18 protein-coding genes and 1 pseudogene are annotated in these 21,626 nt (G+C 73.0%); 4 read left to right on the forward strand and 15 right to left on the reverse strand.

The window, feature by feature from the left end:
* Window positions 1-520: 520 nt before the first annotated feature.
* The 6 genes and pseudogenes from QCD66_RS18215 to QCD66_RS18240 all read right to left on the reverse strand — a co-directional run bounded on the left by QCD66_RS18215 (window position 521) and on the right by QCD66_RS18240 (window position 7,332).
* Window positions 521-1,846, reverse strand: coding sequence for a glutamate mutase L (locus tag QCD66_RS18215; RefSeq protein ID WP_375736497.1), 1,326 nt, complete (start codon window positions 1,844-1,846; stop codon window positions 521-523).
* 16 nt (window positions 1,847-1,862) lie between these two features.
* Window positions 1,863-2,267, reverse strand: coding sequence for a hotdog domain-containing protein (locus tag QCD66_RS18220; RefSeq protein ID WP_364219962.1), 405 nt, complete (start codon window positions 2,265-2,267; stop codon window positions 1,863-1,865).
* Window positions 2,264-3,022, reverse strand: a complete 759-nt coding sequence (locus QCD66_RS18225) for an OAM dimerization domain-containing protein (RefSeq protein WP_364219959.1) — start codon at window positions 3,020-3,022, stop codon at window positions 2,264-2,266. The genes QCD66_RS18220 and QCD66_RS18225 overlap by 4 nt, the downstream gene beginning before the upstream one ends.
* A gap of 127 nt (window positions 3,023-3,149) precedes the next feature.
* Window positions 3,150-4,697, reverse strand: a pseudogene (locus QCD66_RS18230) (lysine 5,6-aminomutase subunit alpha); the annotation flags it as partial.
* A 2-nt stretch (window positions 4,698-4,699) separates the two neighbouring features.
* Window positions 4,700-6,205 (reverse strand): amidohydrolase family protein, encoded by a 1,506-nt coding sequence (locus tag QCD66_RS18235; RefSeq protein WP_364219956.1) that lies wholly within the window; start codon window positions 6,203-6,205, stop codon window positions 4,700-4,702.
* 95 nt (window positions 6,206-6,300) lie between these two features.
* A complete protein-coding gene (locus QCD66_RS18240) occupies window positions 6,301-7,332 on the reverse strand; it encodes a zinc-binding alcohol dehydrogenase (protein ID WP_357540293.1) in 1,032 nt (343 codons plus the stop codon).
* A gap of 142 nt (window positions 7,333-7,474) precedes the next feature.
* On the opposite strand from QCD66_RS18240, the gene QCD66_RS18245 reads away from it, so the two are divergent.
* Window positions 7,475-8,887 (forward strand): KamA family radical SAM protein, encoded by a 1,413-nt coding sequence (locus QCD66_RS18245; RefSeq protein WP_375736498.1) that lies wholly within the window; start codon window positions 7,475-7,477, stop codon window positions 8,885-8,887.
* Between the two features lie 60 nt (window positions 8,888-8,947).
* On the opposite strand, the gene QCD66_RS18250 is transcribed toward QCD66_RS18245, so the two are convergent.
* Window positions 8,948-9,142, reverse strand: a complete 195-nt coding sequence (locus tag QCD66_RS18250) for a CsbD family protein (RefSeq protein ID WP_375736499.1) — start codon at window positions 9,140-9,142, stop codon at window positions 8,948-8,950.
* Window positions 9,143-9,299: 157 nt separating this feature from the next.
* On the opposite strand from QCD66_RS18250, the gene QCD66_RS18255 reads away from it, so the two are divergent.
* Both QCD66_RS18255 and QCD66_RS18260 read left to right on the forward strand, forming a co-directional pair.
* The gene (locus QCD66_RS18255; protein WP_375736500.1) at window positions 9,300-9,863 is read left to right on the forward strand and encodes a histidine phosphatase family protein; all 564 of its coding nucleotides are present in this window, start codon (window positions 9,300-9,302) and stop codon (window positions 9,861-9,863) included.
* Window positions 9,864-9,945: 82 nt separating this feature from the next.
* Window positions 9,946-11,007: a MerR family transcriptional regulator gene (locus tag QCD66_RS18260; protein ID WP_375736501.1), complete on the forward strand. Its 1,062-nt coding sequence runs from the start codon at window positions 9,946-9,948 to the stop codon at window positions 11,005-11,007.
* A 40-nt stretch (window positions 11,008-11,047) separates the two neighbouring features.
* Here the strand turns inward: QCD66_RS18260 and QCD66_RS18265 are convergent, their stop codons facing one another.
* The gene (locus QCD66_RS18265) at window positions 11,048-11,506 is read right to left on the reverse strand and encodes an Lrp/AsnC family transcriptional regulator (protein WP_212818169.1); all 459 of its coding nucleotides are present in this window, start codon (window positions 11,504-11,506) and stop codon (window positions 11,048-11,050) included.
* Between the two features lie 257 nt (window positions 11,507-11,763).
* Complete coding sequence (locus QCD66_RS18270; protein ID WP_357540283.1) at window positions 11,764-12,120, reverse strand: Lsr2 family protein; 357 nt, start codon at window positions 12,118-12,120, stop codon at window positions 11,764-11,766.
* A gap of 329 nt (window positions 12,121-12,449) precedes the next feature.
* Between QCD66_RS18270 and QCD66_RS18275 the strand changes: the two genes are divergently transcribed.
* Window positions 12,450-12,767 carry an STAS domain-containing protein gene (locus QCD66_RS18275; protein ID WP_375736502.1) on the forward strand — a complete coding sequence of 106 codons (318 nt, stop codon included), beginning with the start codon at window positions 12,450-12,452 and terminating at the stop codon, window positions 12,765-12,767.
* Between the two features lie 60 nt (window positions 12,768-12,827).
* On the opposite strand, the gene QCD66_RS18280 is transcribed toward QCD66_RS18275, so the two are convergent.
* From QCD66_RS18280 to QCD66_RS18305, 6 genes are all read right to left on the reverse strand, one after another.
* Entirely contained in the window at window positions 12,828-14,849 is a 2,022-nt protein-coding gene (locus tag QCD66_RS18280; RefSeq protein ID WP_407566682.1) for a hypothetical protein, read from the reverse strand.
* The gene (locus tag QCD66_RS18285) at window positions 14,846-15,979 is read right to left on the reverse strand and encodes a VWA domain-containing protein (RefSeq protein ID WP_357540277.1); all 1,134 of its coding nucleotides are present in this window, start codon (window positions 15,977-15,979) and stop codon (window positions 14,846-14,848) included. The genes QCD66_RS18280 and QCD66_RS18285 overlap by 4 nt, the downstream gene beginning before the upstream one ends.
* Before the next feature lie 13 nt (window positions 15,980-15,992).
* Window positions 15,993-18,338, reverse strand: coding sequence for a DUF5682 family protein (locus QCD66_RS18290; protein ID WP_407566683.1), 2,346 nt, complete (start codon window positions 18,336-18,338; stop codon window positions 15,993-15,995).
* Window positions 18,338-19,447, reverse strand: coding sequence for an AAA family ATPase (locus QCD66_RS18295; protein ID WP_364219933.1), 1,110 nt, complete (start codon window positions 19,445-19,447; stop codon window positions 18,338-18,340). Before QCD66_RS18295 ends, QCD66_RS18290 begins: the two co-directional genes overlap by 1 nt.
* A 96-nt stretch (window positions 19,448-19,543) precedes the next feature.
* Window positions 19,544-20,833, reverse strand: a complete 1,290-nt coding sequence (locus QCD66_RS18300) for a hypothetical protein (RefSeq protein WP_407566684.1) — start codon at window positions 20,831-20,833, stop codon at window positions 19,544-19,546.
* A gap of 139 nt (window positions 20,834-20,972) precedes the next feature.
* Entirely contained in the window at window positions 20,973-21,548 is a 576-nt protein-coding gene (locus QCD66_RS18305; RefSeq protein WP_357540269.1) for a TerD family protein, read from the reverse strand.
* Window positions 21,549-21,626: the final 78 nt, after the last annotated feature.

Below are 21,626 nucleotides of genomic sequence, written 5' to 3' on the forward strand. Positions count from 1 at the left end.
CGCCTCACCCATGACCCGGCCGCGCCGGCACACCCCGGCGACGGTCCATCCCCGCAACGCTACCGGGCCGCAAAACCACGCCCCGCACAAAGCCGCACGCAACGGACGACCAGCGGGTTCACCACCACAAACGGAAATCGGGGCGTGACCGTTACGGTCACGCCCCGATGCTCCCAGGCCCCTCCCGGCCGGTGCGGCAGTGGCGACCCACCCGACCTTCGGACCGACAAGACGGTGGCTGGCTGCCCCCGTCAGGCCGTTGTCTACTGGCCGCGTAATTCCCCCTGCCCGTACACCGGTAAGTCGCAGCCGGTTCGCGCCGCCCCGCCGACCCCCGCCCACTGGACCTGGCCGTGGCGACAGTTGCCGCGCGGCCAGCAGACGAAGGGACGAAGCGAACAACAGCCGCTTCCCGTTGTAGGACTCAAAGACGGTACGTGCCACCCCCCAGGACCTGTCAACAGCCGCAACGGCAGACATCGCGAACACCGGCGTGTCGCCCTGGCGTGTTGCGCCCGGATCACCTGTCCGACGTACCAGCCAACCCCCGCGCCAACCCCGCCGCCGCCACCGGAAACTCCTCCGCCAACAACCCCACCGCCGCCAACACGTAGTCGACGTCGACAACCGTCCGCGGCGCCCGCGGCACCGCCCACCCACCGGCATGATCCGCCAACGCCGCCGCCAGCACCCCCGCACCACCACGGGTGTGCCGCAACACCCCGCCCGAACCGACCACCAGCCGCACGTCCCGCAGATCCCGCGCCGCCCGCTCGCCACGCCCACCGCCACGGGCATGCCGGCGCAACGCCACCGTCACCGCCAACTCCGCGATCCGCAGATCCACCACACCACCCGCCCCCGCAAGCGCCGACGGATCCGCCGCCAGACCCGCCGCCGCCACCACCAACCCCTCACCCTCACCGGCGGCCAGCAACCGCTCCTGCTCCGCCGCCGCGACCACCCCCGGCGCACTCCACCGCATCCCCAGATCACCCTCGACCGTCCGGGCCCGCCACCACATGCCGGCCACCTCCCGCCCCGGCCCCGTCGCCCGCTCGTCCGGAGTCAACACCGAATACACGTCCGTGGTCGCCCCACCCACATCCACCACCAGCAGGTCACCACCGACCTGCCCGGCAAGGACCTCCACCCCGGTCAACACCGCGTCCGGGGTCGCCGCCCGCACCAGCGACGCGAACCGCGGCCCCCGCGACAACCGCTTACCGCCGATCACATGCCGCAGAAACACCCCCCGGATCGCCGCCCGCGCCGAACCCGGCGCCAGCACCCCGATCCGCGGCAACACGTTGTCGGCCGCCGACACCGGCACCCCCCGCCCGGAAAGCACCGCCACCACCTCGTCACGCACCTCGACGTTGCCGGCCACGACCACCGGCACCCGCCACCGCGCCAACCGGCCCGCGTTGTGGACCAGCACCTCCGCGTCACCACCATCGGTGCCACCGACCAGCAACACCACGTCCGGCCGCGCCGCCCGCAACGCCGACAACCCCGCCGCATCCAGCCGGCCCGCCGCCACATGCACCACCCGTGCCCCCGCCGACAACCCGACCCGGGCCCCGGCCTGCGCCGTCACCAACTCCTCGTAACCGACCACCGCCAGCCGCAGCCCACCACCGGCCGACGAACACACCAGCCACGGCACATCCGTGCCCCGAAGACCGGCGGTCGCCGCCGCCACCACCGCGTCCAGGCCGTGCAACACGTCCGAACCCACCGTCGTCGGCCCCGACGCCGACCCGACCAGACCACCACCGGCCAGGTCGACGACCGCCACCTTCGTGAACGTCGACCCGACATCGGCACAGACCGCGTACGTCACCGGCAACCGACCCGGATCACGGGCGGGGCGGGACGACCACCGTACCGGTCGCCGTCACCGCCACCAGCGGCTCCGGCAGCACCGACGCCGCCGACCCCACACCCTCACCACGGCACACCACCGCGCACACGAAATCCAGCGTCCGCGACCGCGTCCCCACCCGGGTCACCGTCGCCGACACCTCCACCACGTCACCGGCCCGCACCGGCCCCCGGAACTGCACATCCGAATACGACGCGAACAACCCCTCGTCACCATCGGTACGGATACACACCTCCGTCGCCACGTCACCGAACAACCCCAACGCGTACGCCCCGTCGACCAGATTCCCCGCGTAGTGCGCGTGCGAGTACGGCACATACCGCCGGTGCGTCACCGTCAACCCCAACCGCCCGTCACCGCTCTCGCTGCGCTCGCTCATGCCCCCACCTTCTTCGTGATCAACGCGTGCACCAGGTAGCTCGCGACCTCACCCGGCGTCGTACCCCGACCGAAGATCCGGTCCACACCCAACTCGCCGGCCATCTTCTCGTCGAACCGCGGCCCACCCACGACCAGCAACGGCCGCCGACCCGCCGGCAACGCCTCCCGGAACGCCGCCGACATCTCCCGCGTGTTGTGCAGATGCGCGTCCCGCTGCGTCACCACCTGCGACACCAGCACCGCGTCCGCCCGCTCCGCCCGCGCCGCCTCCACCAGATCCGGCACACTCACCTGCGCACCCAGGTTCGTCACCCGCAACTCCCGGTAGTACTCGAGCCCCTTCTCACCCGCGATCCCCTTCACGTTCAGGATCGCGTCGATGCCCACCGTGTGCGCGTCCGTACCGATACACGCCCCCACCACCGACAACTTGCGCCGCATCCGGCGCTTCACCACCGCGTTGACCTCCTTGGCGGACAGCAGCGGAAAGTCCCTCTCCACCACCTCCACCTTCGACAGATCCACCAGATGGTTCACCCGCCCGTACACCACGAAGAACGTGAAACCGTCCCCCATCTGCCGCGAATGGACCAGCATCGCCGGATCCAGCCCCATCTTCGCCGCCAACTGCAACGCCGCACCCTCGGCCCGCTTGTCCAACCGCACCGGCAACGTGAACGACACCTGCACCATGCCGTCCCCGGTCGTGTCCCCGTACGGCCGCACGACCTGCCTGCCCACCACATCCGTCACGGTGCCGACCTTTCGTTCGCGACTGCGGGGCTCCGCTTCGCTGCACTCCTCGCGCTCACGGTGCCGACCTTTCGTTCGCGACTGCGGGGCTCACTCGCTGCGCTCGCTCACTCCTCGCGCCCACGGGCCCCTCCAGGATCTCCGTCGCCGGGTTGTAGTAGCCCGCCTCGTGCCGCGCCACCCCGTCCAGGCCCTTGCCCCGGTCCGCCGGCCGCCGCATGATCCCGAACGTCCCCTCCGCGATCGCCCGCAACAACGTGTCGTCGACGATCCGCTCCAGCAACGACACCGCCTCACCCAACACCTGGTTCGCCCGCGCCTGGATGAACCCGCCCGGCGCCGGCACGAAATCCTCCGCCAACCCGCCCGCCGCACCCAGCACGTACCGCACGTTCTGCAACGCGATGTCCCGGTCGGACAACCACGGCGTCACCACCGCCTCGGTCATCATCCCCACCAGCAGGATCCCCTGACCGGTCAGCGCACCCACCAGATTGAAGAACCCGTCCAGCAGATTCCCCCGGAACACGTCCCCGGTCATGTGCTTCGTCGGCGGCATCCACTTCAACGGCGCATCCGGAAACAACTCCCGCGCCAGCAACGCGTGCGCCAACTCCAACCGCAACGACTCCGGCACATCCGGATTGATCTCGAACGCGTGCCCCAACCCCAACTGCCAGTCCGCCAACCCCGCCTCATGCGCGAAAAACTCGTTCAACAACTGCGACACCGTCACCGTGTGCGCCTCGTCGACCGCATCCGCCGTCGTCAGATAATTGTCCTCACCGGTATTGATGATGATCCCCGCACGCGCGTGCACCTGCCGCGAAAACCGCTGGTCGACAAACGTCCGCACCGGATTGATGTCCCGAAACAGAATCCCGTACATCGAATCGTTCAACATCATGTCCAGCCGCTCCAGACCCGCGAGCGTCGCCATCTCCGGCATACACAACCCGGACGCGTAATTCGTCAACCGCACATAACGCCCCAACTCCCGCGACGACTCGTCCAACGCCGCCCGCATCAACCGGAAGTTCTCCTGCGTCGCGTACGTCCCCGCGAAACCCTCCCGCGTCGCCCCCTCCGGCACATAGTCCAACAACGACTGCCCCGTCGACCGGATCACCGCGATCACGTCCGCACCCGCCCGCGCCGCCGCCTGCGCCTGCGGAATGTCCTCGTAGATGTCACCCGTCGCCACGATCAGATACACCCACGGCCGTCGTGGCGGATCCCCCCACCGCCGCACCAGACGCTCCCGCTCCGCCCGCCGCCGGTCGATCGACCGCACCCCCGCCGCCACCGCCCGACGCGACGCCCGCCGCGCCGCCGACGCCCCCCGCCCCGACGGCACCACGAACCGCACCGACCCCGCCGCCGCCTTCTGCGCCAGCAACGTCACATCGTCGACACCCTCCCGCGCCATCGCCTCGAACACCGGCACCGCCACCCCATGCCCCAACCCCACATCGGCGACCACCGCGTCCACCAACCGGTTCACCCACGGAATCCCGTCCGGATCCGCACCCGACACCCCGGCCAGCCGCAACACCGCCCGCTCCACCGACACCGTCGTATGACCGCGCGCCAGATCCACCACCGGCTGACCAGCCCGCCGCGCCAACTCCCGCGCCCGGCCCACCAGCACCGGGTCCAGATCCAGCTTGCCCACGCTCACCCCTCGCCGAAAATCACGTCGCCACGCAACACCGTGCGCCGACAAACCGGAAGCGGAGTCGGATCCGCCGGCCCACGAAGATCCGGGTCCTCGGCCACCAGAACCGGCAACCCACCCACCACCTCCGTCGCCACGTCCCACACCGCGAACGTCGCCGGCGCCCCCGGCGCCAGCACCCCGTCCATCACCCGCCCCGCCCCAGGCGGCAACGCCCGCCAACCACCCCGACTGTGCGCCGCGAACGCCGCCCGCACACTCATCCGATGCACCGGATTGAAATGCGACACCGCCGCCCGCACCGAACCCCACGGATCCACCGGCGTCACCGGCGAATCCGACCCGAACGCCAACGCCACACCCACCCCGTGCATCGCACCCAACGGATTCGAATCCAACGACCGCTCCACCCCCAACCGCTGCGCGTACATCCGCTCCCCACCACCCCACAACCGGTCGAACGCCGGCTGCATACTCGCCACGATCCCGAACTCCACGAACCGCCCGATCATCGGCTTGTCCGCCATCTCCGCATGCTCGATCCGATGCCGACCCGCCCGCAACCGCGCCACCCCCACCTCCTGCGCCGCCGCCGCGAACCCCGACAACACCGTCGCGATCGCCTCGTCACCGATCGCGTGGAAACCGCCCTGCAACCCCAACCCCACACACTCCACCAGGTGGTCACGCACCTGATCCACCGACACGAACCCCAACCCGCAACCCCGGTCACCATCCAGATACGCCTGCGACACATGCGCCGTACGCGACCCCAACGCCCCATCCGCGTACAGGTCACCACCCGCCGCCACCGCACCCAACTCCCGCGCCCGCACCCCACCCATCAACTCACCCCAATAGCCGTACACCTCCGGCAACCCCACCCCCGACAACCCCAACACCCCCACGAAATCCGCCTCACTCGACGTACCCGGCCCACCGCACTCGTGCACCGCCGCCACCCCCAACCCCGCCGCATGCCGCAACGCCGCCCGCTGCGCCAACCCCCGCTGCGCCGCCGACACCGACCCCAACGCCACCCCGCGCACCACATGGTGCGCCGCCTCCCGCACCCACCCCGACCCGTCGAACCCCTCCACCGCCCGCACCTGCGGCGCCGCCGCCAACAACGCCGACGAACACAACGCCGAATGGATCGACGCCTGCGACAGATACACCCGCCGCCCCGCTGCCGCCCGATCCAACTCCGCCGGCCCCGGCGGCACCTGATCCGACCACGTCGACTCGTCCCACCCGTGCCCGATCACCACCGCATCCGCCGGCAACCCCGCCGCGAACCCCGCCACCGCCGCCAACAACTCCCCCGCCGACCGCACCCCCGACAGGTCCAACCCCGACAACGCCAACCCCGTGTCCGTCGCATGCACATGCGCGTCCACGAACGCCGGCGTCACCAACCCCCCACCCAGATCCACCACCGCATCCGCCGACGGCGCCTCCGCGTCCACCCCCAACCAGGCGATCAACCCGTCCCGCACCAGCATCGCCGTAGCCGTCGGCTCCGCCGGACAGTAGAACCGGCCACCCCGGTAGAGCACCGAACGGCCACCTTCGCGCACAGAGGCATCAGTCATGCCCATCAGTCTGCCGCCAACCGCGCCTCGAACAACCCACGCACACCCGGCTCCGCCCGCAGCAACCCCAACGCGAACTCCGCATGCCCCGGCACGTAACCGTTACCGACCAGCATCGACACGTCCGCCGCCAACCCCTCCGCCCCCAACGCCGCCGCCGCGAAACTCGTCGCCATCGAGAAGAACACCACCGTGCCCCGCTCCGCCGTCGACAAAATCGCCCCGTGCTCGCAACCCGGCACGTCCACACACACCACCGTCACATCGGCCGGGCCACCCAACGCACCCGCCACCGCCGCCGACAACGCCACCGGATCACGCGCGTCCGCCAGCACCACCTCGTCCGCCAGCCCCGCCGCCACCAGCCGCTCCCGCTCACCGGCCACCGGAACCACCCCGACCGTGCGCGCCGCACCCGCCCGCCGCGCCGCCGCCAGCGCCAGCGACCCGCTCTTGCCCGCACCACCGAGCACCGCCACCGTCGGCGCCGCATACCCGCGCACCACCCGGTCGGTCAGCGCCGGCGCACCACACACGTCCAGCACCGACAACGACAGGCGCGGATCCAGGTCGTCCGGCAGCACCGCCGCGACCGACCGCGCGAACAGCACCGCGTGCCCCGCACACGGCACCTGCTCACCCAGGCCGTCCCAGCCGGCCAGGTCGTCGTCGACCGACAGCGGCGTCAACGTCAACGACACCAGCGTCGCCACCCGGTCACCGACCTTCAGTCCCAGCGGCGACTCCGGACCGACCTCCCGGACCGTACCGACCAGCATCCCGCCCGACCCGGTGACCGGATTGTGCATCTTGCCGCGCGACCGGATGATCCCGAGCACCTCGGCCCGCACCGCCGCACCGTCACCACCGTGCTTCTCCGACAACTGCCGGAAGCTCGCCGCGTCCAGGTTCAGCCGCTCCACACCGATGAGCACCTCGTCCGCGCCGGCCCGCGGGGTCGCGTCCAGCCGCCACGCGGCCTGCGGCAACACCCCCGCCGGCTCGATCACCCGGTGCAGCCCGACCGGCGACGTCATCGCGACCCCTCTCATCTGCCAACCCAACTCGCAACGCGGGAAAACTTCCGGCAGAATAGTTCCTCGACAGGAGGATTTCCAGTAGCCTCAGGCGGCCCCGACCCGGGTAACCCACCCGGGCGCGCACCCACCAGGAGGGTCCGTGACGCACCCCAAGGAGGCGGCACCCCGCCCCACGCACCCCGCGCCCACCACCCCCGGAGCGCGCCCCACCGCCGGACAGCCGTACGACTACGTCCGCCGCGAACTCACCGAACCCGACTGGACCCGCTTCCCCGGCTGGCGCGACATCACCCGCGAACAGTGGGAATCCGCCCAATGGCAACGCGTCAACTGCGTCAGGAACACCAAACAGCTCCGCGCCGTCCTCGGTGACCTCGTCGACGACACCTTCTACGCCGACCTCACCGCCGACCAGGCCGAACACGCCACCATGTCGATGCTCATCCCACCCCAGATGATCAACACCATGGTCCCCACCGGCCCCGTCACCACCGACACGCTGCGCGCCGACCCGATCCGGCGCTACATGATCCCGATCGCCTCCGACCGCCGCACCGACTGGCCGTCCCACCCCAACGCCAGCCGCGACTCACTCCACGAACACGACATGTGGGTCGCCGAAGGACTCACCCACCGCTACCCCACCAAAGTCCTCGCCGAACTGCTCTCCACCTGCCCCCAGTACTGCGGCCACTGCACGCGCATGGACCTCGTCGGCAACTCCACCCCCGCCGTCGACAAACTCAAACTCACCCTCAAACCCGTCGACCGCTACGACGCCCACATCACCTACCTACGCGCCCACCCCGGCGTACGCGACGTCGTCGTCTCCGGCGGCGACGTCGCCAACGTCCCCTGGCGCAACCTCGAGAACTACCTCATGCGGCTGCTCGACATCGAAACCATCCGCGACATCCGGCTCGCCACCAAGGCCCTCATGGGCCTACCCCAGCACTGGCTACAGCCCGAAGTCGTCGAAGGACTCGAACGCGTCGCCCGCACCGCCGCCCGCCGCGGCGTCAACCTCGCCATCCACACCCACGTCAACCACGTCCAGTCCCTGACCCCGCTGGTCGCCCGCGCCGCCCAGACCGCGCTCGACGTCGGCGTACGCGACGTACGCAACCAGGGCGTCCTGATGCGCGGCGTCAACGCCACCGCCACCGACCTGCTCGACCTCTGCTTCGCCCTCCAGGGCGAGGCCGGAATCCTGCCGTACTACTTCTACATGTGCGACATGATCCCCAACGCCGAACACTGGCGGGTCCCGGTCTGGCACGCCCAGCAGCTCCAGCACGACCTGATGGGCTACCTGCCCGGCTACGCCACCCCGCGGATCGTCTGCGACGTCCCGTTCGTCGGCAAGCGCTGGGTCCACATGCTCACCGAGTACGACCGCGAGCACGGCATCTCCTACTGGACGAAGAACTACCGCACCTCGATCGAGACCGACGACGACGAGGTCTACGACAAGCGCTACGCCTACTACGACCCGATCGACACGCTGCCCGAGTCCGGCCAGCGCTGGTGGCGTAAGCAGACGGCGGCCTGACCCGCGCACGAGGAAGGGGACCCCCGACGTCGGGGGTCCCCTTCCTCGTCGTTCGTACGATCAGCCCCGGAACGCGTCCCGTACGTCGCGGCCGGCGTCCTTCACGTGTTCACCGGCCTGTTTGGTCCGCGCACCGGTCTTCTCCGCCGCCCCCTCGGTCCGCATGCGCTCGTTGTCGGTGGCGTCGCCGAACTTCTCCTTGGCGGCGCCCTTCATCTCCTCGGCCTTGTTCCGGGCCTTGTCGGCGATGCTCATCTCGACTCCTCCGTCGTGCCGGTGTCGGTTGGTCCTGACTCCTGGCATGCCCCCTGGTCCGGTGCCGGAAACATGTTCGGTGGCGGGGGAGACCATCGCTATCGCATCCTAGGACGCTAGGTCAACACCGGGAAGCCGTCGGTGGTTGACTGAGGGCATGGCGGAGATCGTCCTCGTCCGGCACGGCCACACCGAGTGGAGCGCCGCGCACCGGCACACCTCGTACACCGACCTCGACCTCAGCCCCGACGGCGAACGCCAGGCCCGCGACCTGCGGGACCGGCTCGCCGGGCGCACCTTCGCCGCCGTCCTGGCCAGCCCCCGCCGGCGGGCCCTGCGCACCGCCGAACTCGCCGGGCTCACCGTCACCACGGTCGACGACGACCTCGCCGAATGGAACTACGGCGACTACGAGGGCCGCACCACCGCCGAGATCCACGCCGACCGCCCCGACTGGAACCTGTGGACCGACGGCGCCCCCGGCGGCGAGACCCCCGACCGGATCGGCACCCGCGTCGACCGGGTCCTCGCCCGCGCCGCCACCCTGCTCGCCGGCGGCGACGTCGCCCTCGTCGCCCACGGACACTGCCTGCGCGTCACCGGCGCCCGCTGGATCGCGCTGCCCCCGGCCGCCGGCGGCCGGCTCCGCCTCGACACCGCCACCCTTTCCGCCCTCGGCCACGAACACTCCCGCCCCGTCATCCTGCGCTGGAACACCTGAGAACGCGGACTGGACCCTTCCCCTGGGGCAAGCCGCAGCATCGGGTGACCGGCCGACCGGCCGGCACGAGGAGGGGGCGGGAGTGCCACTGCTGACCATCGGAGCCTTCGCCGCGGCCGCCCGGCTGTCGGCCAAGGCCCTGCGGCTGTACGACGAACTCGGCCTGCTGCCGCCGGCCGCCGTCGACGGCGACACCGGATACCGGTACTACGACCAGGCGCAACTCGACCGTGCCCGGCTCATCGCCCGGCTACGCGGTATCGGCATGCCACTGGCCCGGATCCGGGCCGTCTGCGACCTCGGCCCCGCCGCGGCCGCCGACGAGGTCGCCGCCTACTGGGCCCATGTCGCCGCCGACACCGCCGTACGCCAGCGGCTCGCCACCCGCCTCGTGGAAGACCTGTCAGGAAGGGTCACCATGCACGACACCGCACTGGGCATCCGCCCCGCCGCCCGTACCGACGCCGGCCACGGGCGCGACACCAACGAGGACGTCGCCTACGCCGGCACCCGGCTGCTCGCCGTCGCCGACGGCACCCGCGGCCCCGGTGGCCGGGCCAGCACCGCCGCCGTCGAGGCGCTCACCGCCCTGGAGACGGCCACCGTGGACGACCCGCTCGGCGCCCTCGCCGACGCCGTGGCCCGCGCCAACCGGGCCGTCGACCACGTCGGCGCCGACGTCCCGGCCGGCGACGGCGAGGCTGCCACCACCCTGACCGCCATGCTGTGGAACGGCTCGCACCTCGCCCTGGCCCACATCGGCGACACCCGCGTCTACCTGCTGCGCGACGGGCGGCTCAGCCAGCTCACCCACGACCACACCTGGGTGCAGTCCCAGGTCGACGAGGGACGGCTCGGCCCGCAGGAGGCCCTCACCCACCCACAGCGGGCCCTGCTCGCCCGCGCCCTGACCGGGGCCGCCGGCACCGAACCCGACCTGTCGCTGCACCGCGCCCTCGACGGCGACCGCTACCTGCTCTGCTCCGACGGGCTGTCCGGGGTCGTACCGCCCGCCGCGCTGCACACCACCCTGCGCGACGCCGGCGAACCGGCGCGCACCGTCGACGCGCTCATCGCCCTCGCCTACGACAACGGCGCCCCCGACAACATCGCCTGCGTGGTCGCGGACGTCGTCGCCGACTGATCCGGCGTACCCGGCCCCGGTGCCCAGGGCGGCGCCGGGGCTACGGCGCCGGCTGCTGGGCCACCTTCGGCGGCCGGTTCTCGTACGGCGTCGACAGCACGACCGTCGTACGCGTCGTCACGTTCGCCGCGGTGCGGATCTCCTGAAGGACCCGTTCGAGGTCGGTGGGACCCGCCACCCGCACCAGCAGCAGATAGAAGTCCTCCCCCGCCACCGAATAGCAGGAATCGATCTCCGGCAGGTGCGAAAGCCGTTCCGGCGCGTCGTCGGGCTGCGACGGATCGAACGGCCGGATCGCCACGAACGCCGTCAACGGCAGGTCGAGCGCCTCGAACGACACCCGGGCCGAATAGCCTTTGATCACTTCCCGTTGTTCCAGCCGGCGCACCCGCTGGTGCACGGCCGACACGGAAAGGCCGACCTTTTCCGCCAGATCGGTGTAGGACAGTCGGCCGTCCGCGGTGAGGGCGGCGACGATAGCGCGGTCGATCTCTTCCACGGCGAGAAACCTACCGTTCCCGGCCGTGTCGGGCGATCCCGAAATGAATGAATGTCCCGCCGTCTCGCGCCGGCACCACGGCGGGGCGGGACACGGGGGCGACCGGACCGGTCACCGCACGACGGCGGCGGCGGACGATCGCCCTCGGTGACATCGCGCGGCCGCCCGTCACGGTCCGGACGGACGCGGTACCGGCCGAGCCGCCAGGCGCTCCCCGCCCGACTGACGGCTCCGTCCCGGGAACCCGTGCCGGCAGATCACCGACCGTGCGCGGTCCGGTAGGCGTCGCTGACCTCCTGCGGAATGCGGCCCCGGTCGGAAACCTCGAAACCGTTCTCCGCCGCCCAGGCACGAATCGCGCGGTTCTCGTCGCGACCGCTGCTACTGGTCGCCGTCGAACGGCCGACCGGACGGTTCACCGGACGCACCACGCCGCCCCGGCCGATACGGTGGCCGGCCTTGATGAACTCGTCGAGAGCCGCCCGGAGCTTGCCGGCATTGGCGTCCGAGAGGTCGATCGTGTAGTTGACGCCGTCGATACCGAACTCGACCGTGCGGTCGGCCGGTTGACCGTCGAGGTCGTCGATGAGTGTGGTAATTACCTGTCGGGCCATGGAATCTCCTAGAAAGGTGGTCAGGGCGGAGATCAAGTCTCGCGTAGCACGAGGTCGAAGAGCAAATCCGAGGTGTGCGTGCCAGATTACGCTTCTGTTGCGACACGGAGGCGCCATTCACGTCGATCCGCAATGACGAATAGCGATCACAGCCTCACCGTACGCGTAATGGCAGGTGCGCCCGGGCGCCGATGCGGTAATCGCCCGACCCCCTACCGGGCCGTCCGGGCGCGGCCGGACGGCCGTGGGCGGGGCCGCGCTCCCTGCGCCGGGGTTGATCGTCGCCTACCTTGGGAAAGAGGAAGACGATCGCGCGGAGGGGGCAAGGCATGGGAGACGCAGTGGTCAACCAGCAGAAACTCGACGACGGCACGGTCGTGGTCGAACTGCGCGGCGAGCTGGACCTGGCGACGAACGACGCCCTGCGGGCAATGCTCGTCGACCTGGTGGAGGCACAGCGCCCGCCACGTATCGTGGTCGACCTGCTACACGTCAGTTTCGTCGATTCGACCGGAATCGGAGCGCTGCTCGCCGGCTACAACGCCGCTATCGATTCCGGCGTCGGCTACAAGGTCCGGGCGGTGGCCCCGTTTGTCGAACGGCAACTGCGGCTCACCGGCGTCTACGGCCAGCTCGTCTCGCCCTGAGCCCGGCCCCGGTCCCATTCCAATAGGGCCGGGACACCAATGCAATGCGCTCGGGACCCGTCAACGACGGTCGGCGGTCACCGACAGCCGGATCTGCGCGTCCACCCACGGCCCACACACCGCCGGCGGGTCGGCACCGAGCCCCGCCGCCACCTCCTCCACCGCGTCCGCCGACCGGCGCAGCCCAACCCCGGCGAGCACCCGGCCGGCGGCCCGCAGCCGCTGCGGAAACGTCGGCGGCAGGTGCCGGACCCCGCGATGCGCCAGCTCCGCCAGCAGCCCCAGCGCCGCGTCGACGGCGGCGCCCAGCTCGTCGACCCGCGCGTCGGCCCCGGTGGCCAGGTGACCACGGTCGTCGCCCTCGGCCAGATCCGGCACCACCACCGCGCCCTCCACCGCGACCGCGGCCGGCGCCACCACCAGACCACCCCGGGTACGGTGCACCGCCCCGCTGACGAACCGGGGCCGCCCCCGCTCGCCGCGCAACGCCCCGGCCAGCGCGTCCAGCGCCCCCGGGCACACCCCACGGTGTACGGCGGACACCGTGGCCGTACCACCGGCGGCGTCGGCGACCACCGCGTCGAGCCGCTGGTCGCCGGGCCGGTAGCCGATGGACCGTACCTCGGCGATCTCGACCACCCGGAACGCCTCCGCGTCGACCCGCGGGCGGATCAGCCGTGGCGGCAGCGCCTCGAGGGTGACGGCCAGCCCGGCCAGGTCCCGGACCACCAGCCCGTCGGGCAGCGACCGCCAGCCGCCGGACGACGGCGACACGGTCGTCGCCGCGATCCGCCGGGTCGCCAGCCGGACCCGGTGCGCGGCACTGCGCGCCGCCGACTCGGTGACGAGGTTGCCGGCGGCCAGCGCACCGACGGTGGCCCCGCCGACCCGCCGGCCGGCGAGTTCCGGCCCGGTCGGATCGGTGCCCTCGGCGACCGGCCACCGGTGGCGCAGCACCAGCACGGTCGCCGAATCCGCCTGGGCGAGGAACACCTCCGCCGTACGGTCCTCGGCCGTGCCGGTGATCCGGCAGCCGAGACCGGTGAGCCGGACCCGGCGCAGCGGGGTCTCGGCCGCCTCCTCGGTGCCGAGCACCCGCGTGCGCGGGCCGGCGGCGGCGCCGGTCACCGCCCGGTGCCGGGCGTGCAGCTCGGCGAGCAGGTCGGCGACGCGCTCGGGATGGTAGTGGGCACTGCGCTCCCGGTAGGCGGTCAACTGGCCGGCGAGGTCGTCGAGGGCGAGCAGCGGCCAGCGCAGGTTGGCCGCCTCGAGGTCACGCCGTACGACGGCGAACGCGCCGGCCAGCCCCGCGGAGTTGACCGCCCCCTCGAGCAGCACCTCGTCGGCGAGGTCCAGCGCCGCCTCGAGACCGGAACCGCCGACGGTGACGATGGCGCCGCCGACCTCGACGCGTACCTCCGGCACCCCCGGGGCGGTCTCGTCGGCGACCCGGCAGGCCCACACCGCCAGCGCGACCGCCTCCTGGTGGGCGCCCGGGGCGGCCGCGGTGTGCGCGTAGCCGAGCTGGTGCGGCACCAGGAACCGGACCGTGCACGACGGCAGCTCCACCAGCGGCGCCGGGTCGGCGGCCCCGGGACGGCGCACCAGCGCGCTGAAGCCGCGCCGGTGGGTACGGCGGGCCAGGGCCAGCGCCCGACTGCCGATCAGCGCCTCGATCTCGTCGTCGCCGAACGTTCCCGGCGACCAGTCGAGCACCGCCGGGGCGGCCGGCGGCGGGTCGCCGGCCGGTGCCGCAGGAGCCGGGGTTGGCGGGGCGCCCGGCCCGGCCGGCGAGCCGGTCATGGCGGCGGCCTGGTAGGCCAGCACCAGGGTCAGCACGTGCCGGCAGGCGCCCGGAGCGCCGCAGTCGCAGTCCGCCGCGTCGAGGGCGGCGCCCGGCCCGATCCGGGTCCGTACCCCGTCCGGGTGCTCCCCGGTCAGGGTGCCGTCCGACTCGACCCCGACCACCGGGCCGTCGCCGGCGTCGACCGCCTTCGCGGCACGCTTGAGCAGGCCGCGGTTCGTCAGCGCGGCCAGCGCGTCCGGGGTCAGCGCCAGCAGGTCGGCGCGGGTCGCGGTCATCGGCCGACGTGCTCGGCGACGAAGGCGGCGAGTTCCCCGGGCGTCATCGCGCCCACCCCGGCCCCGACGTCGGCCAGCCGCTGGGCCATCGCCCGGTCGTAGTCGGGGTTGGCATCCTCGTCCAGCGCGGCCAGGCCGAGGACGTGGGTGCCCTGCTCGACGAGGCGGGCGACCCCCCGGACCAGCTGGCCCTGGTCGCCGCCCTCGTAGAAGTCGCTGACCAGGGCGACGATCGTACGGCGCGGGTTCTCGACCAGGCCGGCGGCGTACGCGACCGCCCGCGCGATGTTGGTGCCGCCGCCGAGTTGCACCTTCATCAGCAGCTCCACCGGGTCGTCGACGTCGGCGGTGAGGTCGACGACGTTCGTGTCGAACGCGACCAGATGCGTCTTGACCCCCGGCAGCCCCCACAGGCACGCCGCGGTGACCGCCGAGTGGATGACCGAGCCGACCATCGACCCGGACTGGTCGACCAGCAGGATCACCTGCCACCGCTCGAGGTGCCGGCGGGTACGGGACACGAAGTACGGCGTCTCGATCACCAACCGGCGGTGTTCGGGCTGGTAGTGGGCGAGGTTGCCGGCGATGGTCCGCCGTACGTCGAAGTTGCGCGACTGCCGGAACCGGCTCGGCCGGCGCGACCGGGTACCGGCGAACGCCTGCCGGACCTCCGCCGCCAGCCGCTCCAGCAGCTCGGCGACCACGGCGGCGACGATCCGCCGGGCCAGCTCCAGCACCCGCGGGTTCATCAGGTGCCGGGTCCGTAGCACCGCCTTGAGCAGCGTCGCGTTCGGCTCGACCCGGGCCAACACCGCCGGGTCGGTGACCACCTCGTGGATCTCGTAACGTTCGACCGCGTCACGTTCCAGCCGCTCGACGGTCTCCTTCGGAAACAGCCGGTGGATCTCGTCCAGCCAGTCGATGGTGGTCAGCGCCGACGGACCGTCACCGCCGGCCCGGCCACCGCCCCGGCGTACGTCACGGCGGGCCAGGTCCTCGTCCCGGCCGTACAGCCAGCCGAGCGCGGCGTCGCGGGCCGCCGCCCGCCCGGTCAGCCCGCCCGCCCCCGCACAGGCGTCGGCCGGCTCGCCGAGCACCAGCCGCCACCGCTCCAGCCCCTCGTCGGTCACGCGACCGCCTCGCTCACGTCCCCACCCCGTTCCCGTTCGGTGACAGTGCCCGCTCCGGGAGCAGGCCGGCGCGGGCGAGGACCGCCTCGACGTCCGCGTCGAGTTCGCGGCCCCGGGCGAACAGGACCGGGTCACCGGCCGTACGCAGCAGGGCACCGCCGGAACCGGCCACCCCCCGGCGGTCCAGCAGCCGCCCGGCGACCCGTTCCCGCTCCCGGGGCGGGAAGTACGCGAACGCCTGCCGCAGGCCCGGCAACGCGACCAGGAACTCGCGCTCGGGCATCGCGGTGACCAGCCCGTCGAGCACCCCGAGCAGATCGGGCCGGCCGTCGCCCGGCCCGGTGTCGGCGCTCAGGATCTCCTCACGGGCCAGCGCGAACAGGCCGGCCAGCCAGTCGCCGAGGGTGTCGCTGCCGCCGGCGGTGCGGACCGCCGCGACCGGGTCGGCGCCGGTGCCCAGCGCCCAGGTGAGGCCGAACATGGCCCCGCGCAGGTCCGGTGGCACGCCCCGGTCGGCGGCCAGCCGGCCGGCGACCGCGAGCACCGCCGGCCGGTCGAGTTCCAGCACCGGCCCGGCGTGCACGACCGCGTCGCGCAGCGCCGCCACCGCCGCCAGCCGCGCCGGCTCGGCCGGTGCCGGCCCGCCCCGGATGCCTTCCGCCAGCCACAGCGCCCGGACCGTCGCCGACGAGATCACCGCGCCGAGCACGCCGGTGCGCGCCACCCCGAACAACCGGTCGTGCCGCCACAGGCCGAGGGCGACGGCGAGCACCCGGCCGAGCGAAGCCAGTTCCCGTACCGCGCCGACCGCCCCGGCCACCCGGTCGAGCACGTCCCCGGAGAGGTCGGCGATCCCGCACAGGGCGGCGTCGAACAGCACCGATGCCAGCCGGCCCGCGTCGCCGGCGACGACGGCGGCCCGTTGGGCGAGCCGGGCGACGGCCGCGTCCCGCAGCGTCGCACCGTAGCCGCTGGCCTCGATCAGGGCGCTGAGCCGCTCCTCGGGCACCTCGACCGACCACCGCTCGACCAGCACCGCGTCGACGCCGGCGGTCGGGCCGGACTCCCGCCGGAACCCGGGTACGCCCAGCGTGCGCAGCCGGTGCAGGACCCGGCTGCGGGCCAGGTCGGCCGGGGCGGTCAGGTCGAGCCGGACCTCGCCGGCGGTGCCGAGCCCGTGGCGTTCCAGTTCGGCGGTGACGTCGCCGACGAGCGGCGGCAGCGGGGTGTCCGGGTGCAGCCGGCCCACCCGGTCGCCGCTGAGCGCCGCCACCATCTCGACGACCACCGGGTGCGTGCCGGCCGGCAGCGGGCCCCGGCTGGTCCACGGCAGCGGCACCTCGAGTGCCTCGTCGACCAGCGCCGAGACGAGGCCGTCGAGGATGTCGACGCGCGCCGGCGGCCGGTGGCCGCGTACCCGGGCCAGGCCGGCCGCCATCGTGCGGGCGGCGACCAGGTCGGCGGTGGAGACCCGCTGGCGGCGGCGACGCAGCCGGGCGACGACCGACGCGGTCAGGTCGTCGGCGGCCCGGGCCGGGCCGTGCTCCCACAGCCGCTGGTAGTAGTCGGGCGACGGCATGCCGGACTGGTAGCCGTCGAACGAGTCGAGCCGGCGGAACGAATACGGCACCAGGAAGCTGCCGCCGCGGGCGCCGTCCGGCGGCCGGGGTACGTCCGGCCAGCGGCCGTCGCCGGTGCCGGCGAGCCGCATCAGGGCCGGCCGGTGGAAGCCGCCGGACACCACGACCACCGGGCGACCGTCGGCCCGGGTCGCCGCCGCGTCGACCCAGCGGGCCATGTACGCCTCGCGGGCGCAGTCGTCGTCGCCGGCCGTCGACTCGTCGCGCAGCAGGTCGAAGTAGGTGGCCAGGCGTTCGGCGAGTCCGTCGTCGGGCTGGATCTCGAACAGGTGGTCCCACAGCGTGTCGACGTTGTCGACGGCGAAGGTACGGCACAGCCGGTCGACGACCTCGGCGTAGCGGCGCTCGGCGTCGGCGTAGCGGTTGGTGCGGTCGGCGAACGCCGGATGCCACGCCGGCAGGTCGATGAACCGGACCTCGGCCCCGAGCCGCCGGCCGGTGGTGAGCGCCACCCACTCCGGGGAGTAGTCGCAGAACGGGCTCCACGAGGCGTGCGCCCGGGTGCCGTCGCGGTAGGAGGTGAAGACGGCGACCGGCAGCCGGTGGCCGAGCAGCAGCTCGTCGAGCCGGTCGTTGACGTCGGCCGGCCCCTCCACCAGCACGTACGCCGGCCGCAGCGCCTCGATCGTGGACGCGACCAGCCGGGCGCAGGCCGGGCTGTGATGGCGTACGCCGAGGTAGGTCACGCCGGCGACCGGGCCGGCGGGTGGTGCGGTCATCAGCCGGGCAGCAGGTGCCGGGCGTCGTGGAACGCCTTCCAGTGCGCGCCGGCGTGCCGGGGCACCCGCTGCTCCAGGTAGCGGCGCAGCCGGGCCAGGTCCTCGGCGTCGTCCTTGGCGGCTGTGCCGGCCAGGCAGGGCACGATGTCGGCCGGGGTGCCGGCGTCGCCGCGCAGGAACCAGGCCCGCAGGCCGACGGCGTGCGCCACCGACACGGCCTCGGCGGTGCTCATCACCGCCGACAGCCGGTCCGCCGGCTCACCCCGGCCGGTGGTGCCGGCCCGCAGCTCACGGAACGTGGTGACCAGCACCTCGAGTACGTCCCGCCGGGGTGGCACGGTCACCCCGGAGCGGCGCAGCAGCGCGCCGGCCTCGGCCTCCACCAGGTCGAGTTCGGTGGCCAGGTCGGGGATCGGGAAGACGGTCTCGAAGTTGAACCGGCGCTTCAGCGCCGCACTCATCTCGTTGACGCCCCGGTCCCGGGTGTTGGCGGTGGCGATGATGTTGAAGCCCTCCCGGGCGAAGACCATCGCGTCGGCGCCGGACAGCTCCGGCACCGACAGCACCCGGTCGGACAGCGGCGACAGCAGGCAGTCCTGCACCTCCAGCGGGCACCGGGTGATCTCCTCGAAGCGGACCACCCGGCCCTCGGCCATGCCGCGCAGCAACGGAGCCGGCACCAGCGACCGGGTCGACGGGCCGTCGGCGACCAGCAGGGCGTAGTTCCACGAGTATTTGATCTGGTCCTCGGTGGTCGCGGCACCGCCCTGGATGGTCAGCGTCGAGTCGCCGCTGACCGCGGCGGCGAGCAGTTCCGACAGCAGCGACTTGGCGGTGCCCGGCTCGCCGACCAGCATCAGTCCACGGCTGGTGGCCAGCGCCACCAGGGCCCGGTCGATCAGCGACGGGTCGCCGACGAACTTGGCGCTGATACCGGCCCGCTCGTCGCCGAGGACGAAGGTGCGGGCGGCCTGGAGGCTGAGCGCCCAGCCGGGTGGCCGCTCGCCACGGTCGGTGTCGCGCAGCCGGGCCAGTTCGTCGGCGTACCGGACCTCGGCCGGCGGCCGCTGCACCCCGACCGGCGCACTCACGCCGCCACGCCCGCTCATACCGCCCCCTCGCTGGGCTCACGGCCGGCATGAGTCACACCGAGCCGACCGACTCGCTCGCTCCGCCCGCTCACGCCGCCCCCTCGCCGCGCTCGCTCATGGCATCTCCTTGCGTGGGTCGGTGCCGGCGTCCTGGATCGCGGCGACCCGGCGACGGGCGTCGGCGGACAGGGCCGGCAGGGCGGCGGCGGTGGCCGCCGGGTGGGCGAGCACGTGCGCGCGCAGCAGCTCGGCGGCGGTCCGGGCGCCCGCCGTCGGACCGCCGGCCGCCTCGGCGAGCAGCCGTACGGCCCGGACCGGGAAGCGGCGGGCGGTCGCCTGCACCGACGCCGCCACCCGGGGCTGGTCGAGACGGTCGAGCTGGAGCCGCAGCGCCTCGTCGGTCGGCAGGACGGCGAGCGCGTCCAGGAGCCGCTGCCGGGCGTCGGCGTCGGCGTAGTCACGGTCGAACCAGTCGGCCAGCCGCGGCGCGATCGCCGGCCCGATGCCGTCGACGGCGGTGGTGACCAGGCTCTGGTGCTGGATCACCCACCAGGTCCGCACGTGTTCGGCGATCAGGTCGAGCTGCGGCAGCGACCCGACCGCGCACCACAGCAGGCCGCCCACGGCGTAGTCGCTGGTCGCCGGCAGCGCGGCGCACTCCTGGTCGACCCAGGCGGTCTGGGTGGGCAGCAGGAAGCAGATCGCGACCCGTTGCCGGGCCGAGCCGGCGCGCAGGGCGGCGAGCGCGTCGACGGCGGCCGCGTGGTCGGCGCCGGTGGCGGCGGCCAGATGGGCCCGGGTACGGGCGGCGACGGCGAGCCAGTGCGCGTGGTGGCTCCAGCCGGTCGCCGACAGGTCGGTGTGCCGGCCGATCCGGACCCGGCCGCCGCGCGGCGGGTACGGCCCGTGGTCGACCACGAGTCCACTGAGTTCGACGACGGCGGAGGCGGCGAACACCACGCCGTGGGCGGCGACCCAGCCGTCGGCCAGCGCCCGCATCCGGTCGATGTTGCCCCAGCCGTAGGCGTGGCTGGCGGCGGCGGCGACCGCGGCGGCGCCGGCCGCGGTCGGCTCACCGGTCAGGTGGGCGCGGGCGGCGGCGGCGATCCGCGGATCGGTGTGCGGGTCGGCGAGCAGTGTGTCGATGCCGGGGCGCAGCGGGGCGAGGAACTCGTCGGCGGCGGCGACGGAGGCCGGGCCGGCGTGCACGGGCGGGCCGGCCGCGCCGCCGCGGCGCGGGATGATGGTGCGCCGCCACGCGGGCGGTAGCTCGAACCGGTCCTCGTCGACGCGGGCCGCCGGCGCGGGCGGCTGCGACCGTCCGGTCTGGACCGGCACCGGCGCGTCGGCGCGGGCGGTCCGCGGGACCGTCGTGGTGCCACCGCCCGGTTCGAATGCTCGCACGGGGAATCTCCTTGATCATCCGCGTTGTCGGGCCACACTGTAGCGGTGCCGTCCGACAAAGCGGACCGACCTGGGCCGCAGCGACACGAAGGGCGCGGGAGGAGCCGGTCGGCCCCTCCCGCGCCCATCGATCACACCGTCAGACGTTGACGCCGTAGTCGGTCGCGATGCCGTGCAGGCCGGAGGCGTACCCCTGGCCGATCGCCCGGAACTTCCACTCGGCGCCCCGGCGGTAGAGCTCGCCGAACACCATCGCCGTCTCGGTCGAGTAGTCCTCGGACAGGTCGAACCGCGCCAGCTCCCGGTTGTCGGCCTGGTTGACCACCCGGATGAAGGCGTTCTCGATCTGGCCGAAGGACTGGTTACGGGCCTGCGCGTCGTGGATCGAGACCGGGAAGACGATCCGGGTCACCTCGGCCGGCACGCCGGCCAGGTTCACCTTGATCGTCTCGTCGTCGCCGTCGCCCTCACCGGTGAGGTTGTCACCGGTGTGCTCCACGCTGCCGTCGGGCGAGGTCAGGTTGTTGTAGAAAACGAAGTGCTGGTCGGAAAGGACCTTGCCGGCGTCCCCGCAGAGCAGGGCGCTGGCGTCCAGGTCGTAGTCGGTGCCGGTCGTGGTCCGCACGTCCCAGCCGAGACCCACGTTGACGGCGGTGAGGCCCGGCGCCTCCTTGGTCAGGCTGACATTTCCACCCTTGGACAGAGTTACACCCACGAAGAGCCCTCCCACACACGCGATGATTCTGCGAACGTGACTGAACGTTACACAAATGCCGCCACGGGTCGTCCACCG

Origin of the sequence: Polymorphospora sp. A560 (assembly GCF_045781765.1) — a bacterium.
Taxonomy (GTDB): Bacteria; Actinomycetota; Actinomycetes; order Mycobacteriales; family Micromonosporaceae; genus Polymorphospora; species Polymorphospora lycopeni.

Coding starts and splice junctions, on each gene's coding strand:
- QCD66_RS18275 (WP_375736502.1), top strand. CDS start 12,450: ATGGGAGACGCAGTGGTCAACCAGCAGAAACTCGACGACGGCACGGTC.
- QCD66_RS18270 (WP_357540283.1), bottom strand. CDS start 12,120: ATGGCCCGACAGGTAATTACCACACTCATCGACGACCTCGACGGTCAA.
- QCD66_RS18250 (WP_375736499.1), bottom strand. CDS start 9,142: ATGAGCATCGCCGACAAGGCCCGGAACAAGGCCGAGGAGATGAAGGGC.
- QCD66_RS18290 (WP_407566683.1), bottom strand. CDS start 18,338: ATGACCGCACCACCCGCCGGCCCGGTCGCCGGCGTGACCTACCTCGGC.
- QCD66_RS18240 (WP_357540293.1), bottom strand. CDS start 7,332: ATGACGTCGCCGGTCGGGCTGCACCGGGTGATCGAGCCGGCGGGGGTG.
- QCD66_RS18295 (WP_364219933.1), bottom strand. CDS start 19,447: ATGAGCGGGCGTGGCGGCGTGAGTGCGCCGGTCGGGGTGCAGCGGCCG.
- QCD66_RS18280 (WP_407566682.1), bottom strand. CDS start 14,849: ATGACCGCGACCCGCGCCGACCTGCTGGCGCTGACCCCGGACGCGCTG.
- QCD66_RS18255 (WP_375736500.1), top strand. CDS start 9,300: ATGGCGGAGATCGTCCTCGTCCGGCACGGCCACACCGAGTGGAGCGCC.
- QCD66_RS18235 (WP_364219956.1), bottom strand. CDS start 6,205: ATGCTGGTGCGGGACGGGTTGATCGCCTGGTTGGGGGTGGACGCGGAG.
- QCD66_RS18220 (WP_364219962.1), bottom strand. CDS start 2,267: ATGAGCGAGCGCAGCGAGAGCGGTGACGGGCGGTTGGGGTTGACGGTG.